This is a genomic window from Mycobacterium sp. GA-2829, assembly GCF_001499965.1.
Classification (GTDB): Bacteria; Actinomycetota; Actinomycetes; order Mycobacteriales; family Mycobacteriaceae; genus Mycobacterium.
Map to the genome: position 1 here is coordinate 109,805 of NZ_LQIT01000045.1, position 22,392 is coordinate 132,196.

Genomic DNA, 22,392 nt, shown 5'->3' on the forward strand with positions numbered 1-22,392 from the left:
TAAAGAGGGATTCCCGACCCGGTTCGGACAGAGGTTAGCGGAGGGTATCTTCCCTTAGGTAAGCCTCAGATGGCGCCCGTGGCGCGGAAAGGATTCCTGAATGCGACCACGTCGGAGAGGCACCCGCTGGAGCGCGATCGCCGCCGTCTGCGCGGTGCTCGTATCGATCACCGCCTGCTCGGGATCCGGTGACGACGACGAACTGCTGATCTACAACGCTCAGCACGAATCGCTGACCAAGGAGTGGATCGACGCGTTCACCAAGGAGACCGGCATCAAGGTCACCTACCGCCAGGGCGGTGACACCGAGCTCGGCAACCAACTCGTCGCCGAGGGCGCCGAGTCCCCCGCCGACGTCTTCCTCACCGAGAACTCCCCCGCCATGGCCGCCGTCGAACGCGCCGGGCTGTTCGCCGATCTGGCGCAGGCCACCATCGACCAGGTGCCCGCACAGTACCGTCCGGCCACCGGCAAGTGGACCGGCGTCGCGGCCCGCAGCACGGTGTTCGTCTACAACCCGTCCCGGCTGCGCCCCGAACAGCTGCCGAAGTCGCTGCTCGACCTACAGCAGCCCGAGTGGAAGGGCCGCTGGGGCGCACCGCCTGCGAAGGCCGATTTCCAGGCGATCGTCGCGGCGCTGCTGCAGCTGAAGGGTGAACCCGCCACCGCGCAGTGGCTCGCCGGGATGAAGGCCAACGCGACGCTCTACAACGACAACATCGCCACGCTCAAGGCCGTCAACGCCGGTGAGGTCGACGGCGGCGTGATCTATCACTACTACTGGTTCCGCGATCAGTCGAAGACCAAGGAGATGAGCGGCAACACCGCGCTGCACTACTTCAAGAACGAGGACCCGGGCGCCTTCGTCAGCCTCTCCGGCGGCGGCGTGCTCGCCTCCAGCGACAAGATCGACCAGGCCCAGCAGTTCCTCACGTTCGTCACCGGTAGGGCCGGTCAGGAGGTGCTCGAGAAGGGCACGTCGTTCGAGTACCCGGTCGCCAGCGGCGTGCCCGCCAATCCCGCGCTGCCGCCGTTGGATTCGCTGCAGGCGCCGCCGGTCGACCCGTCGACGCTCGACGCCCAGAAGGTGACCGACCTGATGACGAAGGCTGGCTTGCTGTAGGTGGTCGCCACCGCCCCGCCCGCTCCAGCCACCGCGACACCGATACCGCGGTCGGAGGCGACGACCCGGCCGGGTCCGTTGGTGTCCGGGACGGTGGCGGTGCTCGTCGCCGCCACCATGATCCCGCTGGGATATGTGGTGTGGGGCGCGATCTCGGTCGGGTGGGATAGGGCCTACGAACTCGTCGTGCGGCCGCGCGTAGGCGAACTGCTGATCAACACCGTCGCCCTGGTCGCGGTCACCGTTCCGCTGTGCGTCGTGCTCGGCGTCGGCGTCGCATGGTTGGTGGAGCGCACCGACCTGCCCGGACGCGCCCTGTGGCGTCCGGTGTTCGTCGCCCCGCTGGCGGTGCCCGCGTTCGTCAACAGCTACGCCTGGGTCGGGGTGATCCCGTCCCTGCACGGCTTGTGGGCGGCGGTGCTGGTGACCACGCTGTCGTACTTCCCGTTCATGTACCTGCCGGTGGCCGCGACGCTGCGCCGGCTCGACCCCGCCGTCGAGGAGTCGGCCCGCACACTGGGATCGCATACGCCCGCGGTCTTCGTCCGCGTCGTCTTGCCGCAGTTGAGGTTGGCGATCCTCGGCGGCGGGCTGCTCATCGGGGTGCATCTGCTCGCCGAGTTCGGCGCGTTCGCGATGGTGCGGTTCGACACCTTCACCGTCGCGATCTTCCAGCAGTTCCAGGTGACGTTCGACGGTGCCGCGGGCAGCATGCTCGCCGGTGTCCTGGTGCTGCTGTGCCTGCTACTGCTCCTCGCCGAGGCCGCCGCGCGCGGGAAGGCGCGCTATGCGAGGGTCGGTTCGGGCGCGCAGCGCGCGATGACCCCGATTCGCCTGGGCAGGTACAGAATTCCCGCACAGGCCGCGCTCGCCGGTCTGGCGGTGCTCGCGCTCGGCGTACCGAGCGCGACGATCGTGCGGTGGTTGTGGATCGGCGGGGCGCAGGTGTGGGCGCTCGACGACCTCGGTACGGCGCTCGGGCAGACCGTGGCGTTGGCCGCGGCCGCCGCCGCGCTGACAACGGTGCTGGCGTTCCCGGTCGCCTGGGTCGCCGTGCGCTCCAGCGGCCTGCTGGCCCGCGCGGTGGAAGGCGCCAACTACGTGACCAGTTCGCTGCCCGGCATCGTCACCGCGCTCGCGCTGGTCACGGTCACCATCCACACCATGCGCCCGCTCTATCAGAGCGTGGCGCTGATCGTGGCCGCCTACGTCCTGCTCTTCATGCCGCGCGCTCTGGTCAACGTGCGCGCCGGCCTCGCGCAGGTGCCGCCCGGCCTCGAGGAGGCGTCCCGGTCGCTGGGCCGCTCACCGACGGTGACGTTCCTGCGGGTCACGTTGCGCCTGACCGCACCCGCCGCGGCCGCGGGCGCGGCGATGGTGTTCGTCGCCGTGGCGACCGAACTGACCGCGACGCTGCTGCTGGCCCCCACCGGCACCCGCACCCTGTCGATGTTGTTCTGGTCGTACGCAAGCGAACTCGACTACGCCGCCGCCGCACCGTACGCGCTGACACTGGTCCTGCTCGCCATCCCGGTGACGCTGATCCTGCTGCGGCAGTCCACCAAGGCGGTCGCCCGGTGACCGCCGTCCTCGAGGCCCGCGGTCTGGCCAAATCCTTCGGCGGCACCACGGTGCTCGACCACATCGACCTGGACCTGACCGCCGGCGGCCTCACCGCGATCGTCGGGGCGTCCGGATGCGGTAAGACCACGCTGCTGCGGCTCATCGCCGGTTTCGAGACCCCCGACGCGGGCACCATCGCGATCTGCGGGCGGCGGGTGGCCGGTGCGGGCAGGCCGGTGCCGCCGCACCGGCGCAGCGTCGGGTACGTCGCGCAGGACGGGGCGCTCTTCCCGCACATGACGGTCGGCCAGAACATCGCCTACGGGCTGCCCGGCGCCGCGCGCAGCGCCGCGGTGCGCGCGCGGGTGGCGCAACTGCTCGAAACCGTCTCGCTCGACGCCGGTTTCGCCACCCGGCGTCCGCATGAACTGTCCGGCGGACAGCAGCAGCGCGTCGCGTTGGCCCGCGCACTCGCCCGCGAACCCGACCTGATGCTGCTCGACGAACCGTTCAGCGCGCTGGACACCGGGTTGCGGGCGGCCACCCGCAAGGCCGTCGCCGGACTGCTCGCGCGGGCCGGGGTGACCACGCTGCTGGTCACCCACGACCAGGAGGAGGCGCTGTCGGTCGCCGACCAGGTCGCGGTCATGCGCGACGGACGCTTCACCCAGGTCGGCGCGCCCGAAGACGTCTACCGGTATCCGGTGGACCGGTTCACCGCCGAATTCCTCGGCGACTGCATCATGCTGCCGTGCACCGTGACGGCGGAGGTCGCCGACTGCGCGCTGGGCCGTATCCCCGTCACAGCGCCCGACGGTGCGGCCACCCTGCTGCTGCGGCCCGAACAACTCACCGCCACACCGGTTTCCGACAGCGAACGGCTCGACGGGGTCGCGACCGTGCTCGCCGTCGAGTTCCTCGGCCACGACGTGCTGCTCACGATCGACCCGGGCGGCGACACCGCCCCGATCGTCGTACGCCAGCACAGCCTCGCACCCCCGCCGGTCGACGCCAAGGTCCACATCGAGGTCGTCGGCCGCGGATCGGTCCTGCCATGAGCACACTCGTCGACCACCTCCGGTCCCCCGGCGAGCATCCCGCGGTCCTCACCGAGACGCGCCGGCTGTCCTACCGCGAACTCGCCGACCTGGTCGCAGCCACCGACTTCGGCGCCACCCGGCGACTGGTGCTGCTCGAAACCCGCAACGACATCGCGACTCTCGTGCACTACCTCGGGGCGCTCGCCGCGAACCACGTGGTGCTGCCCGTCCCCGCCGGGCGCGACCACACCGACCTGGTGACCATCTACGACCCCGACGTCGTCGTTGACGCCGACGGACCGCACATCCGCCGCGACGGCAGCGTGCACGACCTGCACGACGACCTGGCGCTGCTGCTGTCGACCTCGGGCAGCACCGGCGCCCCGAAGTCGGTGCGGCTGTCCCGGCACAACCTCCTCAGCAACGCGGCCGCGATCGCGGACTACCTCGGCATCGACGAAAATGACCGCGCCGCAACGACATTGCCGATGTCGTACTGCTACGGACTCTCGGTCGTGCACTCCCATCTACTGCGCGGCGCCACCCTGATCCTCACCGAACGCTCGGTCGTCGACGACGAGTTCTGGGCGTTGTTCCGCCAGCACCGCGGCACCTCGTTCGCCGGGGTGCCGTACACGTTCGAACTGCTCGACCACGTCGGCTTCGACGCCATGGAACTGCCGCATCTGCGCTACGTGACCCAGGCCGGCGGCCGGTTGCCGCCCGAGCGGGTGCGCCGCTACGCCGACCTCGGCGCCGCGCGCGGCTGGCAGCTGTTCGTCATGTATGGCGCCACCGAGGCCACCGCCCGCATGGCGTATCTGCCGCCGGAGCTCGCTGCCGAGCACCCCGGCTGCATCGGAATCCCCATCCCCGGCGGGTCGTTCGCGATCGAACCGCTGGACGGCTGGCCGGCCGACGACGCCGCGGGTGAACTCGTCTACCGCGGACCCAACGTGATGATGGGGTACGCGTACGGTCCCGCCGACCTGTCCCGGGGCCCCGAACTCGACGCACTGCACACCGGCGACATCGCCCGCCGCCGACCCGACGGCCTGTACGAGGTGATCGGCCGCAGCAGCCGGTTCGTCAAGATGTACGGCCTGCGCATCGATCTGCAACGGCTCGAGTCCACGCTGCGCGGCCACGGCGTGGACGCACTGTGCACCGACGTCGACGACAAGCTGGTCGTCGCCGCCGCCGAACCGCACCGTCCTGAGGAGGTCGCGCAGTTGGCCGCCGAGGCCGCGGGCGTCCCGACGAGCGCGGTGCAGGCGGTCGCGGTGCCCGCACTGCCGATGCTGCCGACCGGCAAACCCGACTACCCCGCCGTGCGCGCACTGGCCGCCGGCATCGACACCGAACCCCCCGTGCCGGATCTGACGGCGGCGGTCGCCGAGGTGCTGCACCTCGACCGGGACCGCATCGACCCCGACGCCAGTTTCGTCGACCTCGGCGGGAATTCGCTGACCTACGTCGCGATGTCGGTCCGGCTGGAACGCGCCCTGGGCACGCTGCCCGCGGACTGGCAGCGGATCCCGTTGCGCGATCTGCAGGCCCGCGCGGCGCCCAGGCGCAGGCGCTGGACGGCCACGCTGGAGACCAGCGTCGCGCTGCGCGCCATCGCGATCGTGCTGATCGTCGGATCGCATGCGGAACTGTACGAGTTGTGGGGCGGCGCGCACGTGCTGCTCGGGATCGCCGGCTACAACTTCGGCAGGTTCTGCCTGACGCCGGCCGCCCGCACCGACCGAGTGCGCCACCTGCGCACCACGATCGGGTGGATCGCGGTTCCGGCGGTGGTGTGGGTGGCGTTCGCGTTGCTGGTGACCGACGACTATCACCTCTCGAACCTGGTGCTGGGCAACAAGTTCCTCGGTCCGGACGACAGTATGACCGCGGGCCGGTTGTGGTTCGTCGAAGTGCTGGTGTGGACGCTGGTGGCGCTGGCCGCGCTCATCGCCGTCCCCGCGGTCGACCGCGCCGAGCGGCGGCGGCCGTTCGCCTTCGCCGCGCTGTTCCTGGCAATCGGGCTGGCGCTGCGCTACGACGTCCTCGGCCTCGACTTCGGCCGCGACGCCTGGTTCACGATGCTGACGTTCTGGTTCTTCGCGGCGGGGTGGGCCGCGGCGAAGTCCTCCACGACGTGGCAGCGGGTCGCGGTGACGGTCGTGGTCGCGGTGGGCCTGCACGGCTACTTCGCCAACGGCAACCGAGAGGCGTTGGTGCTGGCGGGTTTCCTGCTGCTGATCTGGCTGCCCGCGCTGCGCTGCCCGGCGGGTCTCACGGTGGTGGCGGGGGTGGTCGCCGAGGCGTCGCTCTACACCTACCTGACGCACTTCCAGGTGTACGCGCTCTTCGAGGGGCACCCCGGGGTGGGGGTCGCGGCCTCGCTCGTCGTGGGAGTGGCGCTCACCCAGGCGATGACGCTGCTGCGGCGGCGGTTGCGGGAGCGGGTGTCAGCGCGGTTCCCGCTCCGCGATGAGCCCCTCCTGGACCAGGGTCGCCGCGACGGCCCCGTCGGCACGCACCAGGCTCGCGGTGATGACGCCGCGGCCGCGGGCGGCGGCCGGTGACGAGGACTCCAGCAGATTCCACTCGTCGGCGCGCACGGGCTGGTGGAACCACACCGACGAGTCGGTGGTACCGCTGCGGTGGGTCCGCGCCCGCATCGAGTGTCCGTGCACCTGCAGGGCGGGGTCGATCATGTACAGGTCGGTGACGTAGACCGCGATCAGCGTGTGCACCAGCGCGTCGTCGGGCAGCGCGACGGTGGCGCGCCACCACAGGCGCCGCACGAAGTGCTCCCCCGCGCCGGTGTCGGCGATGCGGATGTCGAGTTCGTCGAGCGGCAACGACGGCGCCGGTCCCGGCGGCCCGGTGCGCTCGAGTCGGTCCGGACCACCGGACGGCGACCGGTGGCCGTGTTCGGGCCCGGGCATCGGCGCAGCGAACGACACCGTCGCGGTGGTCAGCAGCCGCTCTCCCTGGCGCGAGTCGACGCGGCGGGCCGCGGTGGTCCGCCCGTCGTAGACCGCGGTGACGGTGTAGTCGACGGGGTCGCCGGCCTCCCCGCCGCGCAGGAACTGCAGATGCATGTTCGCCGGCGGCCGGTCGGCGCCGACGGTGCGCGCCGCGGCGGCGAGGCTCTGGGCGGCGAACTGGCCACCGTAGGCGCGCTTGCCGTCGGGGCCGCTCGCCCGCCCGACGAAGGTGTCCGCGCGGTCACCCGCGGCCATGTCGAGCAGGTCGAGGAGCCGGCTCACGCGTCGGAACCCGTTGCGACGGCGCCGGCCTGCGTCAGCCGGTCGATGTCGGCGGTGTCCATGCCGAGCCACTCGCCGAGGACGGCGGCGGTGTCGTCGCCGAGCGCCGGCGCGGGGACCGCAGGCGGGTAGACGCCGTCGACGGCGATCGGCAGCCCGGGTGCCAGATACGTGCCGATGCGGGGTTGGTCGAGTTCGGTGAACAGCGGGTTCGCGGTGACCCTGGCGTCGGCGGCGATCTCGGCGAAGCTGCGGTAGCGCTCCCACAGCACGGAGGTTCCCGACAGCGCGGCGCTCACCTCGTCGGCGGTGTGTCCGCTGAACCAGACGGTGAACAGGCCGGTCAAGGCGTCACGGTGCCGGTAGCGCTCCCCCTCGTCGGTGAAGTCGGCGCCGAGCGCCTCGCCGAGTGCGGCGACGGCGTCGGTGGTTCCGGTCATCGCGGCGAGGTCGCGGAAGTGCCGGTTCGTCAGCGCCACCACCATGAACGCCGCGCCGTCGCGGCTGCGGAAGTTCTGCCCATAGGTGCCGTAGAGCGAATTGCCCACGCGCGGACGGGTTTCCCCGGTCACCATCGCCTCGGTGAGGAACGCGAGGTTACCCGCGGTGGCCAGTGCCACGTTCTCCAGCGGGATGCTGATCCTGGCGCCCGCACCGGTGGTGTCGCGCTGCCGCAGCGCGGTGACGACGGCCAGGGCGGCGTAGAGCCCGCAGGAGACGTCCCAGGCGGGCAGCACGTGGTTGACCGGGGTGGCGATCTCGGTGGGCCCGGTCACCAGCGGGAAACCGGTCGCGGCGTTGACGGTGTAGTCCACCCCGGTGCCGCCGTCGGCGCGGCCCGACACCTCGACGTGGATCAGGTCGGGCCGGTGTTCGATCAGCGCGTCATAGGAATGCCATTGCCGCCCCGCCACATTGGTGATCAGGACACCGGCGTCGGCGATCAGCCGGGTCACCAGCTGCTGCCCCTCGGGTGAGCGCATGTCGACCGCGACCGACCGCTTGCCCTTGTTCAACCCGGCCCAGTAGATGCTGTCCCCGGCCTCGGTGACCGGCCAGCGCCGGTAGTCGGCGGCCCCGCCGATGGGGTCGACGCGGATGACCTCGGCGCCGAGCTGCGTCAACGTCATCCCCGCCAGCGGCACCGCGACGAAGCTGGAGATCTCGACGATGCGCACTCCGGCGAGCGGCCGGACCGGACCCGATACAGACATCCGATCAAGTTAGCAAGCGGTCACCCACGGCCCGTGCGGGCCAGCTTGATGGCGGCGGTCTCGACGGTCTCCTCGCTCAGCAGCACCTGCAGCGCCGCGTCGCCGAGCGGGATGAAGCTGTCGCGGCTGGCCACCCGGTCGACCCGGCCGGTATAGCCGTGGGCGATCAGCTCCGCGAGCACACCCTCTCCGACCCCGCCGGTCGCGCGGGTCTCGTCGACGATCAGCACGCGTCCGGTGGCCTGGGCCTCCCGCAGCATGTCCGCCACGGGCAGCGGCGCGAGCCAGCGCAGATCGACCACCCGGGCGGCGATGTGCATACCGGCCAGCCGGGCGGCGACCCGTAGGCTCATCCACAATCCGTTGCCCCACGTGAGGATCGTCAGGTCGGCGCCGTCGCCGTAGGTGCGCGCCCGGCCGATCGGGGCGCCGGCCTGCGGCAGCGGGGCGAGCCACTGCTCGTCGCCGTCGGTGTGCAGATCCTTGGTGTGGTACAACGCGATCGGCTCGAGGTAGAGACACACCGCCCCGGCGTCTTTCGCGGCGGATACGCACGCGTGCATCATCGCCGCGGCGTCGTCGGGCCGGGCCGGGGAGGCGATCACGACGCCAGGGATGTCGCGCATCGCCGCGATCGAGTTGTCGTTGTGGAAGTGTCCGCCGAACCCCTTCTGGTAGCCGTAGCCGGCGACCCGCACCACCATCGGGTTGCGGTACTGGCGGTCGGCGAAGAACTGCAGGGTGGCGGCCTCACCGCGGATCTGGTCCGCGGCGTTGTGGAAGTAGGCCAGGTACTGGATCTCGGGGATCGGCAGCAGACCCGACACGCCGGCGCCGAGCGCGAGCCCCAGGATGGCCTGTTCGTCGAGCAGCGTGTCGAAAACCCGTGCAAGACCGGCCTTCTGCTGCAGGCCGCGGGTGACGCCGTACACCCCGCCCTTGCGGGCGACGTCCTCGCCGAAGATGAGTGCCTCGGGGTGGCGGGCCAGGGTGTCGGCCAGTGCGCGGTTGATCGCCTGCGCGACGGTCATCGGCGTCGACGGCGCCTCGCGAGCGGGATACGGCTCCTGCGATGCGGCCACCGCCTCGGTGAGGCTGTCGCGCAGGGGACGCAGCACCGCGTCGGGGCTGTCGAGCTGGGGCAGGTCGGCGACGTCGCGGGCCATGTCGATGACCCGGCGGCGGGTGTCCTCGTAGCGGTCCAGCACCTCCGCGGGTGTCAGGACGCCCTCGGCGACAAGCATTTTCGCGGTGCACAGCAGCGGGTCGCGGTCGAAGTCGGCGATGATCTCGTCGGGTCGGCGGTAGGCGGGTTCGTAGTCGGAGCCGGCGTGGCCCATCAGCCGCACCGTGGACAGGTGCAGGAAGGCGGGGCGGCGCTGCGCGCGGACCCAGTCCGCGGCCGTGCGCGCCGTCTCGAGGCTGCCGACGAGGTCGGAGCCGTCGGCGGCGAAGTACCGCAGACCCTCGCGCGCGCCGTAGGTGCGGGCCACCCAGCCGCGCGGCGTCTTGGTCGAGATGCCGATGCCGTTGTCCTCGCAGACGAACAGCAGCGGCATGGGCATGCCCTGGTAGGCGGTGTGCATCGCGGTGTTGAGCGCCCCGACCGCGGTGGAGTGGTTGACCGAGGCGTCGCCGAAGCTGCAGACGGTGACCGCGTCGTCGGGCCAGCGGCACGCGACGTCGAGTTTGCGAGCGCGTGCCGTGGAGAACGCGACCCCCACCGCGCGCGGCAGATGTGAGGCGATGGTGCTGGTCTGCGGGATGATGTTGAGGTCCGCGCGGCCGAACACCTTGTGCCTGCCACCGGAGATCGGCTCCTCGGTGGCCGCGACGAGGCCGAGCAGCACATCGCGCAGCGCGGCGGACAGGCCGTCGTGTGTCGGACCATTGTCGACCTGTTGGGCGCGGGCGAGGAAGAACCCGCCCGAACGGTAGTGCAGCAGTGCGGGATCGGTGGGCCGCAGCGCCGCGGCGACCGCGGCGTTGGCCTCGTGGCCCGACGATCCGATCGTGTAGTAGCCGCGGCCGTGGGCGCGCAGCCAGCGCGCGGCGAGGTCGAGGTGTCGGCTGCCGAGCGCGGCGTCGAACAGCGTGAGCGCCTCGCGCACCGTGACCGTCGATCCGTCGCGCACCGGATCGTCGTCACCGCGGCGCGCCGCGGTGGTGCCGGACAGGTCCGAGATCGCCGTGACGAAGTGGTCGTCGACGGCTTCCCGTTTGGTGCTGGCCACCGGTCCTCCTGTACTAGCGCTCAGCGGAACGCGGACATCCCCGTCAACGCCTGGCCGATGATGAGAGTATGCATCTCGCTGGTGCCCTCGTAGGTGAGCACGGATTCGAGGTTGTTGGCATGACGCATCACCGGATACTCGGAGGTGATGCCGCTGGCGCCGAGGATCGTACGACTGGTGCGCGCGATGTCGAGTGCCTCGCGGACACTGTTGAGCTTGCCGAGGCTGACCTGGTGCCCGGCGATGTCGCCGGCATCCTTGCGCCGGCCCAGGTGCAGCGCGAGCAGCAGGCCCTTGCCGTACTCCAGCGTCGAATCGGTGAGTTTCTGTTGGGTGAGCTGGAATTCGGCGATCGCGCGGTCGAACTGCCGCCGTGAGCGCGCGTAGTCCAATGCGGTCTCCAGACAGTCGCGTGCGGCACCGAGCGCGCCGAAGACGATGCCGAAGCGGGCCTCGTTGAGGCAGCTCAGCGGGGCGCGCAGGCTGGTGGCGCCGGGCAGCCGCGCACTGTCGGGCAGCCGGACGTCGGTGAGGACCAGTTCGCTGGTGACCGACGCGCGCAGCGACATCTTCGATTTGATGGTGTGGGCGGTGAAGCCCGGCGTGTCGGTGGGGACGGCGAAGCCGCGGATGCCGTCGTCGCTGCGGGCCCAGACGACCGCGACGTCGGCGACCGAGCCGTTGGTGATCCACATCTTCGCGCCGTTGAGGATCCAGTCGTCACCGTCGCGGGTGGCGCGGGTGCGCATACCCGCCGGGTCCGAGCCGTGGTCGGGTTCGGTGAGGCCGAAGCAGCCGATCGCCTCGCCGGCCGCCATGCGGGGCAGCCACTGCTGCTTCTGGTCCTCGCTGCCGAAGGCGTGGATCGCGTACATCGCCAGCGAGCCCTGCACGCTGACCAGTGACCGGATGCCCGAGTCGCCCGCCTCGAGTTCCAGGCAGGCCAGACCGTACGCGACGGCCGAGGTGCCCGCGCAGCCGTAGCCCTGCAGGTGCATGCCGAGCAGGCCCAGTTCGCCGAGTTCGCGCGCCAGTTCGCGGGCGGGCAGCTCGCCGTTCTCGTACCAGGTGGCGATCTCCGGGCTGATGCGGCGCTTGACGAGTGCGCGCACGGTGTCGCGGATCTGGCGCTCCTCGTCGCTGAGCAGCGCATCGATCCCGACCAGCGCGTCGGGTGACATCGGTTCGGTCACGTTGCGGGACAACGGATCTCCTCAGAGGTCAGCAGCAGCCGGTGCTGCGGGTGGCGGGGGCGGTCAGGGGCGGCTGGTGCGCGGCGGCGCACTTCCAGGTGACCGAGCGACTCGGCGGCGGGGTCTGCTGGCTGCGTGTCTCGACCAGCGCGACACCGTCGACGAGAATGGTGGCGATCCCGGGCAGATCGCCGAGCGCGAAACACTCCAACGCGTCGGTGGCCGTCGACCCGGTGATCGGGCCCAGCACGATCAGGTCGGCCGGCCGTCCGACGTCCAGCACCCCGGTGTCGAGTCCGTGTGCGCGCGCGGTCTGACCGGTGGCGGCGGCCACCGCGGCGACGGGGTCGACCCCGCACACCGACGCCAGATAGCAGATGTTGCGCAGCATCCCGCGGGGGATGACGCCGGTCCCGCCCGGGGTGTCGGTGCCCAGGGTCAGACGGCGCACCTCGTCGCGCTCGAGGAGTCGTTCGGCGACGAATTTGGTGGCGCGGTAGTTGTTCGAGCTGCAGACCTCCACGTACGCCGACGGGAGGTCGGCGATGATCGCGGCGATGTCGGCGTCGGGCGCGGGGATCGGTCCGCCGGAGATGTGGCCGACGATGTCGGGCCGCACCGCGGTGACGACGTCGCTGCCGGCCACCCGGCTGGAACCGGACCGGGACACCCCGCCCGAGTGCATCTTGACGGTCATCGCGCGGTCGTGGGCCCACTGCATGTAGCGCTGGGCTTCGCCGTCCCCCAACCGGTTCCAGTCGTAGAAGATGAACTTGAGCTGATCGATGCCCTCGGCATGGGCGCGGTCGAAGTGCTCTTCGGTCATCCCCGGCACGAGCAGCACCGTGCCCGCGTTGACCTTGACCCCCGACGGCCGCATCCGGCCGGTGGTGTGCTTGCTGGTGATCGCGATCGAGAGCACCAGCTCCGGGGTGAGGGCGTCGAATGCCAGTCCGGGGATGTGCAATTCGCCCGCGGACACCATCGAGGTGGTCCCGCCGTGCAGGTAGTTGCCGATCCACCCGATCGCGTCCTGGGCCGGGGTCCACTCACCGAAGGTGGGATGGACGTGGCCGTCGACCAGACCCGGCATGACGGCGAGTCCACCCGCCGACAGCACCTGATCGGGTGCGGGATGGTCGGTGCCGATCCCGGCGATCACCCCGTCCTCGACGACGAGCGTGGTGTCGCGCACCGGGGCGACGTCGGGGTCGCCGTGGATGAGCAGCCCGATGTCCTCCACGAGCAGTGTCGTCACGGCACCTCCTTGTATTGGATTCTGTATACAGTATCGGATGTGTCTGGTTGACGGAAGACGGTCCACGCCTTGGGCGCCAGGAACATGACGGCCACGACGATCGCGGCGCCCAGTAGGTTCATCGCGAGCCGCACGCCGCCCTCGTACCAGGGGAACCAGTGCGGGTACTCGCTGATGACGAGCAGCACCGGCGGGCCGGTGATCGCCCACCAGGTGTAGTTCACCGGCCGCAGGGCGATCGCCAGCAGGAACAGCACCACCGTCACCGCGACCGCGACCGGTACCGCCGGTTGGGCGCCGAGCAGCGCCGCGGCGATCACGGCGCCCGCCGCGTTGCCGGACAGCCGCTGGACCAGCCGCACCCGGGTGGCGGGCCGGCCGGGCTGGATGGTCAGCAACACACTGGTCACCAGCCAGTGCCCGCCGACGAAACCGTCGGGCAGCCAGTCCGCCAGCGCCACCGCCGCCGCGACCGCAACGGCCACCCGCACCGCATGTGTCCGGTCGATCGTGCGCGCGGGCGCGGTGTCCGGTGGCGGCTTGTGCAGCAGGTTCGCGGCGAGCCGCCACACCGTCCAGGCCACGAACACCGTCGCGGCACCGATCGCGTAGGGCCACAGCGTCGCGGGCGACGCGTCGGATCCGGAGTCGATCGCGATCAACACCACCGAAAGGCCCGCCGTGGCTCCCAGCCGGTCGATCAGCGCACCGCACACCGCCGCACCCACGGTCACCACGGCCAGGCTGACCGGCCGGTCGGCGCAGACGACGACCAGGACGCCGCCGACCAGTACGGCCGCCGCGCGCGTCGCCATGGTCGCCAGCGCCGGACGCCCCGCGGTGGGCAGCGACGGCACCGCGGTCAGCACGAAGCCCAGCGCCAATGCGGAACCCAGCGACGGTCGGCCCTGCATCTGCGGCACGACCAGCAGCACGCCCAGCGTGCCCGCGAGCGCGGCGGCCATCCCCCACCTGCTGCGCCCCACCGGCTGCAGCAGTGCGGGCAGCGCGATGCGGGGTCCGGAGCCCATTACTCCGGCGGGCTCGCCGCGTCGAGCACCGCAGCCACGATGCCCTGATAGCCCGTGCACCGACAGATGTTGCCCGACAACGCCTCCCGCACGGTCTGCTCGGTCAGCGGTTTGTCGGCGTCGGTGTCGCGCAGCAATTCGACGGCCGTGACCAGGAATCCCGGTGTGCAGAATCCGCACTGCAGGCCGCCACGTTCGCAGAACGCCTCGCGCAGGCGGCCGGTCTCCTCGAAGACGTCGAGCCCCTCGACGGTGTCCACCCGCGCACCGTCGACCTGCACCGCCAGCATCAGGCAGGCGCGTGCGCTGCGGCCGTCGACGAACACCGTGCAGGCGCCGCACACCCCGTGTTCGCAGCCCAGATGTGTTCCCGTGAGGTTCAATTCGTCGCGCAGGAAGTCGGCCAGGGTGAGTCGCGGGGGTACCGACCGCGACACCGCCCTACCGTTCACGGTCACCGACACCGCGACGGCTGCGGGAGACTCAGACATGGGCGGACTCCTGTTCTCGCACGGCGCGGCCCGCCGCGGCGGTGAGCGCCTCGACGAGCGCTTCGGCGCACAGCCGCCGCGCGTAGTCGGTGTCCTCGGCTGCAGGTTCGGTGCGGGCGGCCCACGTCTGCGCGAGGTCGCGCCAGAGCGCCGGTGTGGGACGCACGCCGACGGCCTCGTCGCCGACGAACAGCAGCGGCCGGTCGGCGGCGCTCAGCACGGCCGCGCGCAACCCCGCCACGGTCCCGTCCTGGTCCAGCGTGAGCAGGCAACCCGCCCCGGCCAGTCCGTAATCCCCGTGCTGCGGCGCGTATTCCACGAAACCCCAGCCCTGATCGGGCCGGATGGCGGGCAGCGATATCCAGGTCAGCATTTCGTGCGGTTCCAGCCCGTTGGTGTAGAACGACACGAACATGTCCTCGGCGGCCACGGTCCGGCGTCCGGTCACCGCCGATTCGACGTGGAACGTCGCGTCCAGCGCCAGGGTGACCAGCGGCATCTCCGCGGCCGGGTCGGCGTGGGCGATCGACCCGCCGATCGTGCCCCGGTTGCGGATCCCGACGTGTCCGATGTGGCGGGCGGCGTCGGCCAGCAGCGGCGCCCGCGCGGCGATCAGCGGGTCGACCTCGACGGTGCGGTGGGTGACCAGCGCGCCGAGGATGAGATCGTCGGTGTCGTCGAAGATCCGGGTGAGCTCGGTGAGCCTGCCGATGTCGATGATCGCCGACGGCCGCGCCAACCGCAGGTTCATCAGCGTGAGCAGCGATTGTCCGCCGGCCAGCAGCTTGGCGTCCGGGTCGGCGGCCAGCAGCTCGAGCGCCTCGGCCACGGATCCCGGGCGGTGGTAGGCGAATTCGGCGGGCTTCACCGCGACTCCCCGGCCATCGCGCGGCACAGGTCGCCGGGGCGGATCGGGGTGCTGTCCACGTGGACGGCGCCGCCGAGCGCATCGTCGACCGCACCGGCCACCGCGGCGTACACCGCGATCGTGCCGCTCTCCCCCGCCCCGCGCACCCCGATGGGGTTGACCGGGGTGTCGACGTGCAGGTGCTCGATGTCGATGCGGGGCACGTCAGTGGACAGGGGCAGGTGATAGGCGGCGAACGTGGTCGAGAGTGGCTGTCCCGCATCGGAGTACCGCCACTGTTCGAACAGCGCGCCGCCGAGTCCCTGCGCGACACCGCCGATGATCTGACCCTCCACGATGCGCGGGTTGATCTCGCGGCCGCCCTCATGCGACACCGCGTACCGCAGCACGGTCACCAGACCGGTGCGCCGGTGCACGCCGACGATCGCGGCGTGCACACCCATCGTCCACGTGACGGTCTCGACCCGGAACACGGCGGTGACGTCGAGCGCCGCGCCGGTCTCGGCGTCGCCGCCGACGGCCTGGGCGCGGGCGATCTCGGGCCAGCTCATCGCGCGGCGACCGGCGCGGAACACGCCGTGGGCGTAGTCGATCGGGCCGTCGACGCCGAGCAGTCGCCGGACGTGCTCGACCGCGGCGCCGATCAGCTTCTTGGCCGCCTCGTGTACCGCGGAGCCGGCCAGGATCGCCGACCGGCTCGCGAAGGTGCCGACGCCCTCGGGCAGCCGCTCGGTGTCCGACGGCACGTAGCGCACACAGTGCATGGGTACGCCCAGCGCCTCGGCCGCCACCTGCGCGAAGACGGTCTCGTGGCCCTGTCCGGCGGCCGCGGCGCCGGCGGTGACCTCGAAGCCGCCGTCGGCGAGCAACCGGATGCGGGCGGTCTCGTGCGGACCGCGGCCGGTGGCCTCCAGATACGACGACAGTCCGTACCCGATGCGATGGTCCGGGTAGCCGGCGGCATACCGCTCGATCTCGCTGCGCGGCAACAGCTTCGACACCGACTCCAGGCAGGCACGGTAGTCGCCGCCGTCAAAGGAGATGGGGACCCCGTCGCGGTACGGCAGCGGACGCGCGTAGGGCAGGTCGGCGGCGGTGAGCAGGTTGCGCCGACGGATCTCCTCGGTGCTGATGCCCAGGCGGCGGGCCGCGGCGTCGAGGCTGCGTTCCAGCGCGAACGTGGCCTCGGGTCTGCCCGCCCCGCGGTACTGCGCGGTGAGGGTTTTGTTGGTCAGCGCCGCGCGTCCGGTGATGCGGGCGGCGGGCACCCGGTACGGGCCGAGCAGGTGGATCGCGGTGTTGGCGACGATCCCGGCGACCCACAGGCTGCCCGCGCCGATGTCGGCGACGAACGAGTCCTCCCACGCCAGGATGTGGCCGTCGGCGTCGACGGCGAGCCGGGTGTGGTGCACCTGATCGCGGGCCTGCGCGCTGGCGATCAGGTGTTCCTGCCGGTCCTCCACCCATACGACCGGGCCGCCGGTCTTTCGGGCCAGTACGGCGAGCGCGATCTCCTCGGCGTAGACGTTGGCCTTGGTGCCGAACCCTCCGCCGACGTCGGGCACCGCGACGGTGATGTCCTGTTGGCTCCACCCGGTCACCGCGCAGATCGCGTTGCGCACGGTGTGCGGGATCTGCGTGGAGGTCCACACCTCGACCCGCTGCCGCTGGGGGTCGAAGGCGGCGCGGACGCCGCGGCCCTCGAGCGGGATCGCGCCGTGGCGGTTCATCCGATAGGTGCCCTCGACGACGTGCGCGGCGCTGGCGATCGCTTTCTCGGGGTCGCCGAACGAGAACTCCAGTCGCGCCGCCTCATTGGAGCCCAGGTGCCCGAACAGCACCGCACTGTCCCGGCTGAGGGCGGCGACCGGGTCGGTGACCGCGGGCAGTGGGGTGTAGTGCACCTCGACGGCTTCGAGGGCGTCCTCGGCGCGGTAACGGTCCTCGGCGACCAGGACGGCGATCGGCTGGCCGATGTAGTGCACGGTGTCGTCGGCCAGCACTGGCAGGCGCTGGTCGGCCAGGAAGCAGTTCGTCGCTGCGGTGAACTCCGGGTTGGGCACGGTCAGTGCGGGGATCGCCGCACCGGTCAGTCCGAGGTCCGCCGCGGTGTACACCCCGAGGACTCCGGGCATGCGCGTCGCCGCGGTGGTGTCGATGTGGTCGATGCGGGCGTGCGCCTCACTGGAGCGGACGAAGACCGCGTGGTGCGCGCCGGCCGCGCGGTCGGCGAGGAACCGGCCGCGGCCCGCGAGCATCCTCTCGTCCTCGCGGCGCCGCACCGACGTGCCGATGTAGCTCAATGTAGCCGTTTCTCCCACTGCCACAACGCCACCGAGATCGCGAACGAGATGGTGATCAGCAGCATGATGGTCGCCACCATCGACGGGTAGTCGCCGTGGCTGTAGGACTGCAGCACGACCCGGCCGAGGCCGCGGCGGGTGGCGAAGAACTCCGAGAGCACCACGCCGACCACCGAGAGGCTGACCGCGAGCCGGATACCGGTCAGCAGCGGCCGTCGAATCGCCGGGAAGATGATGTGCGTCAACGTCTGCCACGCGTTGGCCCGCACCGAGCGTGCGAGTTTCCAGTACACCCGCGGGATCTCCTGCACACCGGTGGAGACGTTGATCAGCACCGGGAAGAGCGCGAACAGCACGCCCATCACCACTTTGGAGCCCGAGAGGCTGAAAATCGGCAGCAGCACCGGGTACAGCACGATCTTCGGGACCCCGTTGAGGATGATGAGCAGCGGCTCGAACAGTCGGCGCAGCAGCGGCGAGAGCCCCAGCAGCAGGCCGATACCGCCGCCGACGGCGGTTCCGATCACGAAGGCGAGCAGCACGGCCTGGGCGGTCACCCGCAGATCGAACAGATAGCTTGGCGTCGCGAGGTTCTCGACGAGCACGGTGAACGTCTGCACCGGGGAGGGAATCACGAACGTCAGGCTGGACATGATCTCCCAGCCGATCCCCACCAGGACGGCGAGTGCGACCGCGCCGACGAGCTGATTGCCCAGCAGCGTGCGGATGCGGTGCGCGGCGGGTGCGGCGGCACTGGTGCGCGGCAGTGTGGCGGTCATGCCTTCCTCCCCCGCAGCAGCACCCGTTCGACGAGTGCGAGCAGCACGGTCAGGATCATCGACAGCCCGAGCACCACGAGGATGTAGGCGAACATCAGGTCGTTGTCGAAGATCTCGTAGAGATAGCGGATCCGGTATCCGAGCCCGGCCTGGGCGGTGGTGAACTCCATCGCGATCGTGCCGATCAGCGCGTAGACCACTGCGAGGCGCAGCCCGGCGACGATGAACGGGCCCGCGGCGGGGATCGCGATCGCGAACAGGGTCTGGCGCGGTGAGGCCTTCAGTGAGCGAGCCAATTTCATGTACACCGGCGGCATGGTGTTCAGGCCGACCGCGGTGTTGAGCGCCATCGGGATGGCCGCCATGATCGTCGCGAGGATGATCACCGACGTCGCGTTGATGCCGACGAGCACGATCATCACCGGATAGAACAGCACGAGCGGCACCGCGTAGAACGAGACCAGGTAGGGCTCGAACACCCGGCCGACCGCAGGCAGCTTCCAGAACGTCAGCCCCGCCGCGAAACCGAGCAGGCTGCCCGCCACGATCGAGACGGCGACCTCCGTCCCGGTGCGGCGCGCGTCGAGCCAGAACTGCGGGTCGGCGAACAGGGCGGGCAGTTCCCCGAAGATGGTCGACGGTGCGGGCAGCACCCGCTCGGTCCACCACCCGGCCGCCGAACCGATCTCGGCGAACACGAGGAACAGGACGATCAACCCGAGGGTGGACAGGATGCTGACCAGCGCACCACCCGTCCTGCGGGGACGGCGGGCGGGGCTTGGCTCGCTCGGTTGCGGAGGCACGGTCTCGGTGGGTAGATCGTCTTCGGCCAGGTACGACGCCGTCATGTGGCCGCCGCCTCCTGCTGCTTGAACCCGCGCATGGACTCCGCCTGCAGCGATCCCCAGATGCGGTTGTGCAGTTCGTTGAAGCGCGGCGTCGACACCACCCCGGCGTCGCGGTCGGCGGGCAGGTCGATGTCGACGACGTCGATGATCGTCCCCGGCCGGTAGGACATCACCCACACCTGCTGGGACAGCAGGATCGCCTCGCTGATGTCGTGCGTGACGAAGACGATGGTCTGGTGGGTGCGGGCCCAGATCTGCCGGACCTCGGCGCCGAGGAAGAGCCGGGTCTGCTGGTCGAGCGCGGCGAACGGCTCGTCCATCAGCACCACCTCGGGTTGCACCGCCAGGGTGCGCGCGAGGGCGACGCGCTGCCGCATGCCGCCGGAGAGCTGCGACGGGTAGGACTTCTCGAACCCGCTGAGCCCGACGAGGTCGATCGCCTCCTTGGCCCGTTGGCGCCGTTCGGCTTTCGCGGTGCCGATCATCTCCATCGCGAAGCTGACGTTGTCCTCGACGGTGCGCCACGGCAGCGTCGAATCCTCTTGGAAGACAACGCCGATCTTCGGGTCCGGGCCCGTCACCTTCTTGCCGGCGACACTGACGTGACCGGTGGTGGCCTTCTGCAGGCCGGCGATGACGGCCAGCAGCGTCGACTTACCGCAGCCGCTGGGCCCGACGATGGACACGAAGCTGCTGTGCGGCACGTCCTGGTCGACGTCGGTGACGGCGGTGACCTTGCCTGCGGGGGCGTCGAACACCACGGACACGCCGCGCATCTCGATGCCCTGGGATGTCGCGTTCACGGGACTCCGATCGTGGTCAGGGGCGGGTGGACCGGCGCGCTCAGAACTCGGTGCGGGCGTCGTCCGGAAGGTACTGCTGATCGAGCACCGTGGCCCAGTCGACCGGCTCGGGAATCTGACCCGCGGCGACCATGAGTTCGGAGAGGTTCTTCAGACCGTCCGGGTCGACGGTCAGCGAGTAACCCTTCTCGATGTCGGGAGTGTTGCGCAGCGCCGCGGTCATCACCTGCGGGCTCACCTTCACCAGCGGGCCGAGTTCGGCGCCCGCTTCCTCCGGGTTCTCGACGACCCACTTGTTGAGGCGGTCGGCGACACGGAAGAAGGCCTTCAGGTTCTCGGCGTTGGCCTCGGCGTAGTCGGCGTTGACCGCCACCAGGTCGGCGGGCATGTCGCCGATGACCTCGCGCGAGTTCACCAGCACCTGCGCGTTGTCGGTGGCCTCTTTGTCCGCGATGAACGGCTGCATGGCCCAGCCGGCGGTGATCTGACCGGCCTTGGCGGCGGTCCAGTTGTCACCCATCGGCCCGACGGCCTGCGACTTGACGCCGAGCTTCTTCTCGAGCGCCTTGACGATCAGTTCGGTCGAGGAACCGGCCGAGCTGAAGCCGAGCGTGGCGCCCTCGAGCGTGCGTCCGGGCGGTGAGATCCAGGAGAAATCGTTGACCTGGAACCATGGGGCGATGACCTTGAGGTTGGAGTCGGGCTGGCGGGCGGCCAGCAGCACCGAGGTGTTGCCCGCGATCGCCATGTCGGCGTCCCCGCTGGTGACCACGCGCAGGGTGTTGCCGCCGCCGCCACCGGAGAACAGGTCGACCTTGAGACCCTCTTCCTCGAACCAGCCCTTGTTGATGCCGGCCTGCAGGATCGCCATGAACGGCAGACTGTCGACGCCGGTCGCCGAGATGCTCAGCTCGTCGGTGCCCTGCGCGGCGGGTTCGGCCGATTCGTCGGCGCAGGCGGTGGCTCCGAAGAGGAGCGCTCCTGCGGCGAAGAGGGCGGCAAAAGCTTTGGGGGACCAGATCATCGGACAACCTCCGGTAAACTGAATATTGGATACAGCATACGAATAGGTGTGATCTGCGTCAACATTTCACACCCCTGGACCGACGCGCCAACACCCCGGCGAGTTCGAGTCCGGCGGCGATACCGACCATGGCGGCCGCCGCCGTCAACCGCGGCGCACCACGGCCCCCCACACTGCTGCGCGAACCCCCCTGCGGAGGTCGCGACGGACGTCCGGCGTCCGGCGCCGGCGCCGGTGCCGCGGTGTCCACCACCGCCCCGTCGGCCGGCGTCAGCGGCCGCTGCAACGGCGGCGGGGCCCCCGCCACCGCACTCCCCGGCGCCGGGTAGCGCGGCCCCGCCTCGCCGGCCGACGTCACTGCCGAGGTCCGTCGACGATCTCGGCGAAGGTCCGGATGGTCGGCGCGCGGCTCTCGCCCGGCCGGACGAACGGGACGATGGAGACCTGATCGACGCCGAGGGCCTCGATCTCCTTGAGCCGCTGGGCGCATTCGTCGGGCGTGCCCGCCAGCGCGAACAGGTCGACGAGTTCGTCGGGGACCAGATCGGCGTGCGACGCCTCGGTGTTCATGTGCTCGTAGTAGTTGTAGGACTCGCGGATCCGGTCGATCGCCTTCTCGAGGGCTGGCTCCACCTTGGCGGGCAGCGGGCGGATCGCCACCCGCGACACGTGTGCACGCACGAGATCCCGCGCCAGCGTGCGGTCCTCGTCGATCGCGGTCGGCGTCCACAGCACGATGTGCAGATCGTCGAGCGATCGTCCGCTCTCGGCCGCACCGGCCTGGATCGTCTCGAGCGCCGCCTCGATGAAATGCGGTGCGGTGCCGACCAAGACGATGACGCCGTCGGCGATGCGCCCCGACATGCGCAGGATCTTGGGCGCCGACGCGGCGATGTAGACCGGGATGTCGAGCGGTTCGGTCAGGTAGTTGAGGTGGAAGTCGGCACCGCTGGTCGCCTCGACCACCTTCTCGCCACGGACCAGCGCGCGCAGCTGGCGGATCGACTCCTCCAGTTCGGCGAGCTTCTGCGGTTTGAGCCCCATCGTGCGCAGCGACGAGTCACCGGTACCGATGCCCAGCGCCACGCGGCCGCCGGTGAACTCGGCGAGCGTCGCCCACGTCGAGGCCAGCAGCGAGGGATGCCGCGTGACGGCGTTGGTGACGCCGGTGCCGAACACGATGCGCTCGGTGCCGACCGCTGCCGCGCCCATCACCGTCGACGATTCGCGCCAGATGTTCTGCGAGTCCCCGAACCAGACGTTGTCGTAGCCGAGCGATTCGCACAGCCGCACGTAGTCACACATGGCTCCGACGGGCTCGGTCGGGAAAAGACCGACTCCCTTGCTCAACACC

19 protein-coding genes are annotated in these 22,392 nt (G+C 70.7%); 4 read left to right on the plus strand and 15 right to left on the minus strand.

What is annotated here, in order from left to right:
* The first annotated feature begins 100 nt into the window (after positions 1-100).
* Genes AU194_RS23685 through AU194_RS23700 form a run of 4 tightly spaced genes read left to right on the plus strand, consistent with a single transcriptional unit; the run spans position 101 to position 6,302 of the window.
* The gene (locus tag AU194_RS23685) at positions 101-1,123 is read left to right on the plus strand and encodes an iron ABC transporter substrate-binding protein (RefSeq protein ID WP_059091703.1); all 1,023 of its coding nucleotides are present in this window, start codon (positions 101-103) and stop codon (positions 1,121-1,123) included.
* Positions 1,124-2,704, plus strand: a complete 1,581-nt coding sequence (locus tag AU194_RS23690; protein ID WP_059091704.1) for an iron ABC transporter permease — start codon at positions 1,124-1,126, stop codon at positions 2,702-2,704.
* On the plus strand, positions 2,701-3,744 hold the full coding sequence (locus tag AU194_RS23695; protein ID WP_059091705.1) for an ABC transporter ATP-binding protein: 1,044 nt from the start codon (positions 2,701-2,703) through the stop codon (positions 3,742-3,744). The genes AU194_RS23690 and AU194_RS23695 overlap by 4 nt, the downstream gene beginning before the upstream one ends.
* Positions 3,741-6,302: an AMP-binding protein gene (locus tag AU194_RS23700; RefSeq protein WP_059091706.1), complete on the plus strand. Its 2,562-nt coding sequence runs from the start codon at positions 3,741-3,743 to the stop codon at positions 6,300-6,302. The genes AU194_RS23695 and AU194_RS23700 overlap by 4 nt, the downstream gene beginning before the upstream one ends.
* On the opposite strand, the gene AU194_RS31450 is transcribed toward AU194_RS23700, so the two are convergent.
* From AU194_RS31450 to AU194_RS23770, 15 genes are all read right to left on the minus strand, one after another.
* Positions 6,186-6,992, minus strand: a complete 807-nt coding sequence (locus AU194_RS31450) for an acyl-CoA thioesterase II (RefSeq protein ID WP_082698817.1) — start codon at positions 6,990-6,992, stop codon at positions 6,186-6,188. The genes AU194_RS23700 and AU194_RS31450 overlap by 117 nt on opposite strands.
* Positions 6,989-8,206 (minus strand): CoA transferase, encoded by a 1,218-nt coding sequence (locus AU194_RS23705; RefSeq protein WP_059091707.1) that lies wholly within the window; start codon positions 8,204-8,206, stop codon positions 6,989-6,991. The genes AU194_RS31450 and AU194_RS23705 overlap by 4 nt, the downstream gene beginning before the upstream one ends.
* Positions 8,207-8,226: 20 nt before the next feature.
* Entirely contained in the window at positions 8,227-10,440 is a 2,214-nt protein-coding gene (locus tag AU194_RS23710; protein WP_059091708.1) for a thiamine pyrophosphate-dependent enzyme, read from the minus strand.
* 20 nt (positions 10,441-10,460) lie between these two features.
* Positions 10,461-11,621: an acyl-CoA dehydrogenase family protein gene (locus AU194_RS23715; protein ID WP_059091784.1), complete on the minus strand. Its 1,161-nt coding sequence runs from the start codon at positions 11,619-11,621 to the stop codon at positions 10,461-10,463.
* A 40-nt stretch (positions 11,622-11,661) separates the two neighbouring features.
* The gene (locus AU194_RS23720; RefSeq protein ID WP_059091709.1) at positions 11,662-12,891 is read right to left on the minus strand and encodes an amidohydrolase family protein; all 1,230 of its coding nucleotides are present in this window, start codon (positions 12,889-12,891) and stop codon (positions 11,662-11,664) included.
* Positions 12,888-13,922, minus strand: a complete 1,035-nt coding sequence (locus AU194_RS23725) for an FUSC family protein (RefSeq protein WP_059091710.1) — start codon at positions 13,920-13,922, stop codon at positions 12,888-12,890. Before AU194_RS23725 ends, AU194_RS23720 begins: the two co-directional genes overlap by 4 nt.
* Entirely contained in the window at positions 13,922-14,413 is a 492-nt protein-coding gene (locus AU194_RS23730; RefSeq protein WP_059091711.1) for a (2Fe-2S)-binding protein, read from the minus strand. Before AU194_RS23730 ends, AU194_RS23725 begins: the two co-directional genes overlap by 1 nt.
* Positions 14,406-15,281, minus strand: coding sequence for a xanthine dehydrogenase family protein subunit M (locus tag AU194_RS23735; RefSeq protein ID WP_059091785.1), 876 nt, complete (start codon positions 15,279-15,281; stop codon positions 14,406-14,408). Before AU194_RS23735 ends, AU194_RS23730 begins: the two co-directional genes overlap by 8 nt.
* The gene (locus tag AU194_RS23740; protein WP_231743559.1) at positions 15,278-17,602 is read right to left on the minus strand and encodes a xanthine dehydrogenase family protein molybdopterin-binding subunit; all 2,325 of its coding nucleotides are present in this window, start codon (positions 17,600-17,602) and stop codon (positions 15,278-15,280) included. Before AU194_RS23740 ends, AU194_RS23735 begins: the two co-directional genes overlap by 4 nt.
* Entirely contained in the window at positions 17,581-18,363 is a 783-nt protein-coding gene (locus tag AU194_RS23745) for an ABC transporter permease (RefSeq protein ID WP_059091712.1), read from the minus strand. The genes AU194_RS23740 and AU194_RS23745 overlap by 22 nt, the downstream gene beginning before the upstream one ends.
* On the minus strand, positions 18,360-19,211 hold the full coding sequence (locus tag AU194_RS23750) for an ABC transporter permease (RefSeq protein WP_059091713.1): 852 nt from the start codon (positions 19,209-19,211) through the stop codon (positions 18,360-18,362). The genes AU194_RS23745 and AU194_RS23750 overlap by 4 nt, the downstream gene beginning before the upstream one ends.
* Positions 19,208-19,987: an ABC transporter ATP-binding protein gene (locus tag AU194_RS23755; protein WP_059091787.1), complete on the minus strand. Its 780-nt coding sequence runs from the start codon at positions 19,985-19,987 to the stop codon at positions 19,208-19,210. Before AU194_RS23755 ends, AU194_RS23750 begins: the two co-directional genes overlap by 4 nt.
* 67 nt (positions 19,988-20,054) lie before the next feature.
* Positions 20,055-21,038: an ABC transporter substrate-binding protein gene (locus tag AU194_RS23760; RefSeq protein WP_059091714.1), complete on the minus strand. Its 984-nt coding sequence runs from the start codon at positions 21,036-21,038 to the stop codon at positions 20,055-20,057.
* Between the two features lie 58 nt (positions 21,039-21,096).
* A complete protein-coding gene (locus tag AU194_RS31455; RefSeq protein WP_082698818.1) occupies positions 21,097-21,396 on the minus strand; it encodes a hypothetical protein in 300 nt (99 codons plus the stop codon).
* Positions 21,393-22,343, minus strand: a complete 951-nt coding sequence (locus AU194_RS23770; RefSeq protein ID WP_059091716.1) for an LLM class flavin-dependent oxidoreductase — start codon at positions 22,341-22,343, stop codon at positions 21,393-21,395. The genes AU194_RS31455 and AU194_RS23770 overlap by 4 nt, the downstream gene beginning before the upstream one ends.
* Positions 22,344-22,392: the final 49 nt, after the last annotated feature.

Excerpts from the sequence above, each read along its gene's own strand:
- AU194_RS23685 (WP_059091703.1), top strand. The coding sequence starts at position 101 with ATGCGACCACGTCGGAGAGGCACCCGCTGGAGCGCGATCGCCGCCGTC.
- AU194_RS23700 (WP_059091706.1), top strand. The coding sequence starts at position 3,741 with ATGAGCACACTCGTCGACCACCTCCGGTCCCCCGGCGAGCATCCCGCG.
- AU194_RS23705 (WP_059091707.1), bottom strand. The coding sequence starts at position 8,206 with ATGTCTGTATCGGGTCCGGTCCGGCCGCTCGCCGGAGTGCGCATCGTC.
- AU194_RS23715 (WP_059091784.1), bottom strand. The coding sequence starts at position 11,621 with ATGTCACCCGACGCGCTGGTCGGGATCGATGCGCTGCTCAGCGACGAG.
- AU194_RS23725 (WP_059091710.1), bottom strand. The coding sequence starts at position 13,922 with ATGGGCTCCGGACCCCGCATCGCGCTGCCCGCACTGCTGCAGCCGGTG.
- AU194_RS23730 (WP_059091711.1), bottom strand. The coding sequence starts at position 14,413 with ATGTCTGAGTCTCCCGCAGCCGTCGCGGTGTCGGTGACCGTGAACGGT.
- AU194_RS23745 (WP_059091712.1), bottom strand. The coding sequence starts at position 18,363 with ATGACCGCCACACTGCCGCGCACCAGTGCCGCCGCACCCGCCGCGCAC.
- AU194_RS23750 (WP_059091713.1), bottom strand. The coding sequence starts at position 19,211 with ATGACGGCGTCGTACCTGGCCGAAGACGATCTACCCACCGAGACCGTG.
- AU194_RS23755 (WP_059091787.1), bottom strand. The coding sequence starts at position 19,987 with ATGCGCGGCGTGTCCGTGGTGTTCGACGCCCCCGCAGGCAAGGTCACC.
- AU194_RS23760 (WP_059091714.1), bottom strand. The coding sequence starts at position 21,038 with ATGATCTGGTCCCCCAAAGCTTTTGCCGCCCTCTTCGCCGCAGGAGCG.
- AU194_RS23770 (WP_059091716.1), bottom strand. The coding sequence starts at position 22,343 with ATGTGTGACTACGTGCGGCTGTGCGAATCGCTCGGCTACGACAACGTC.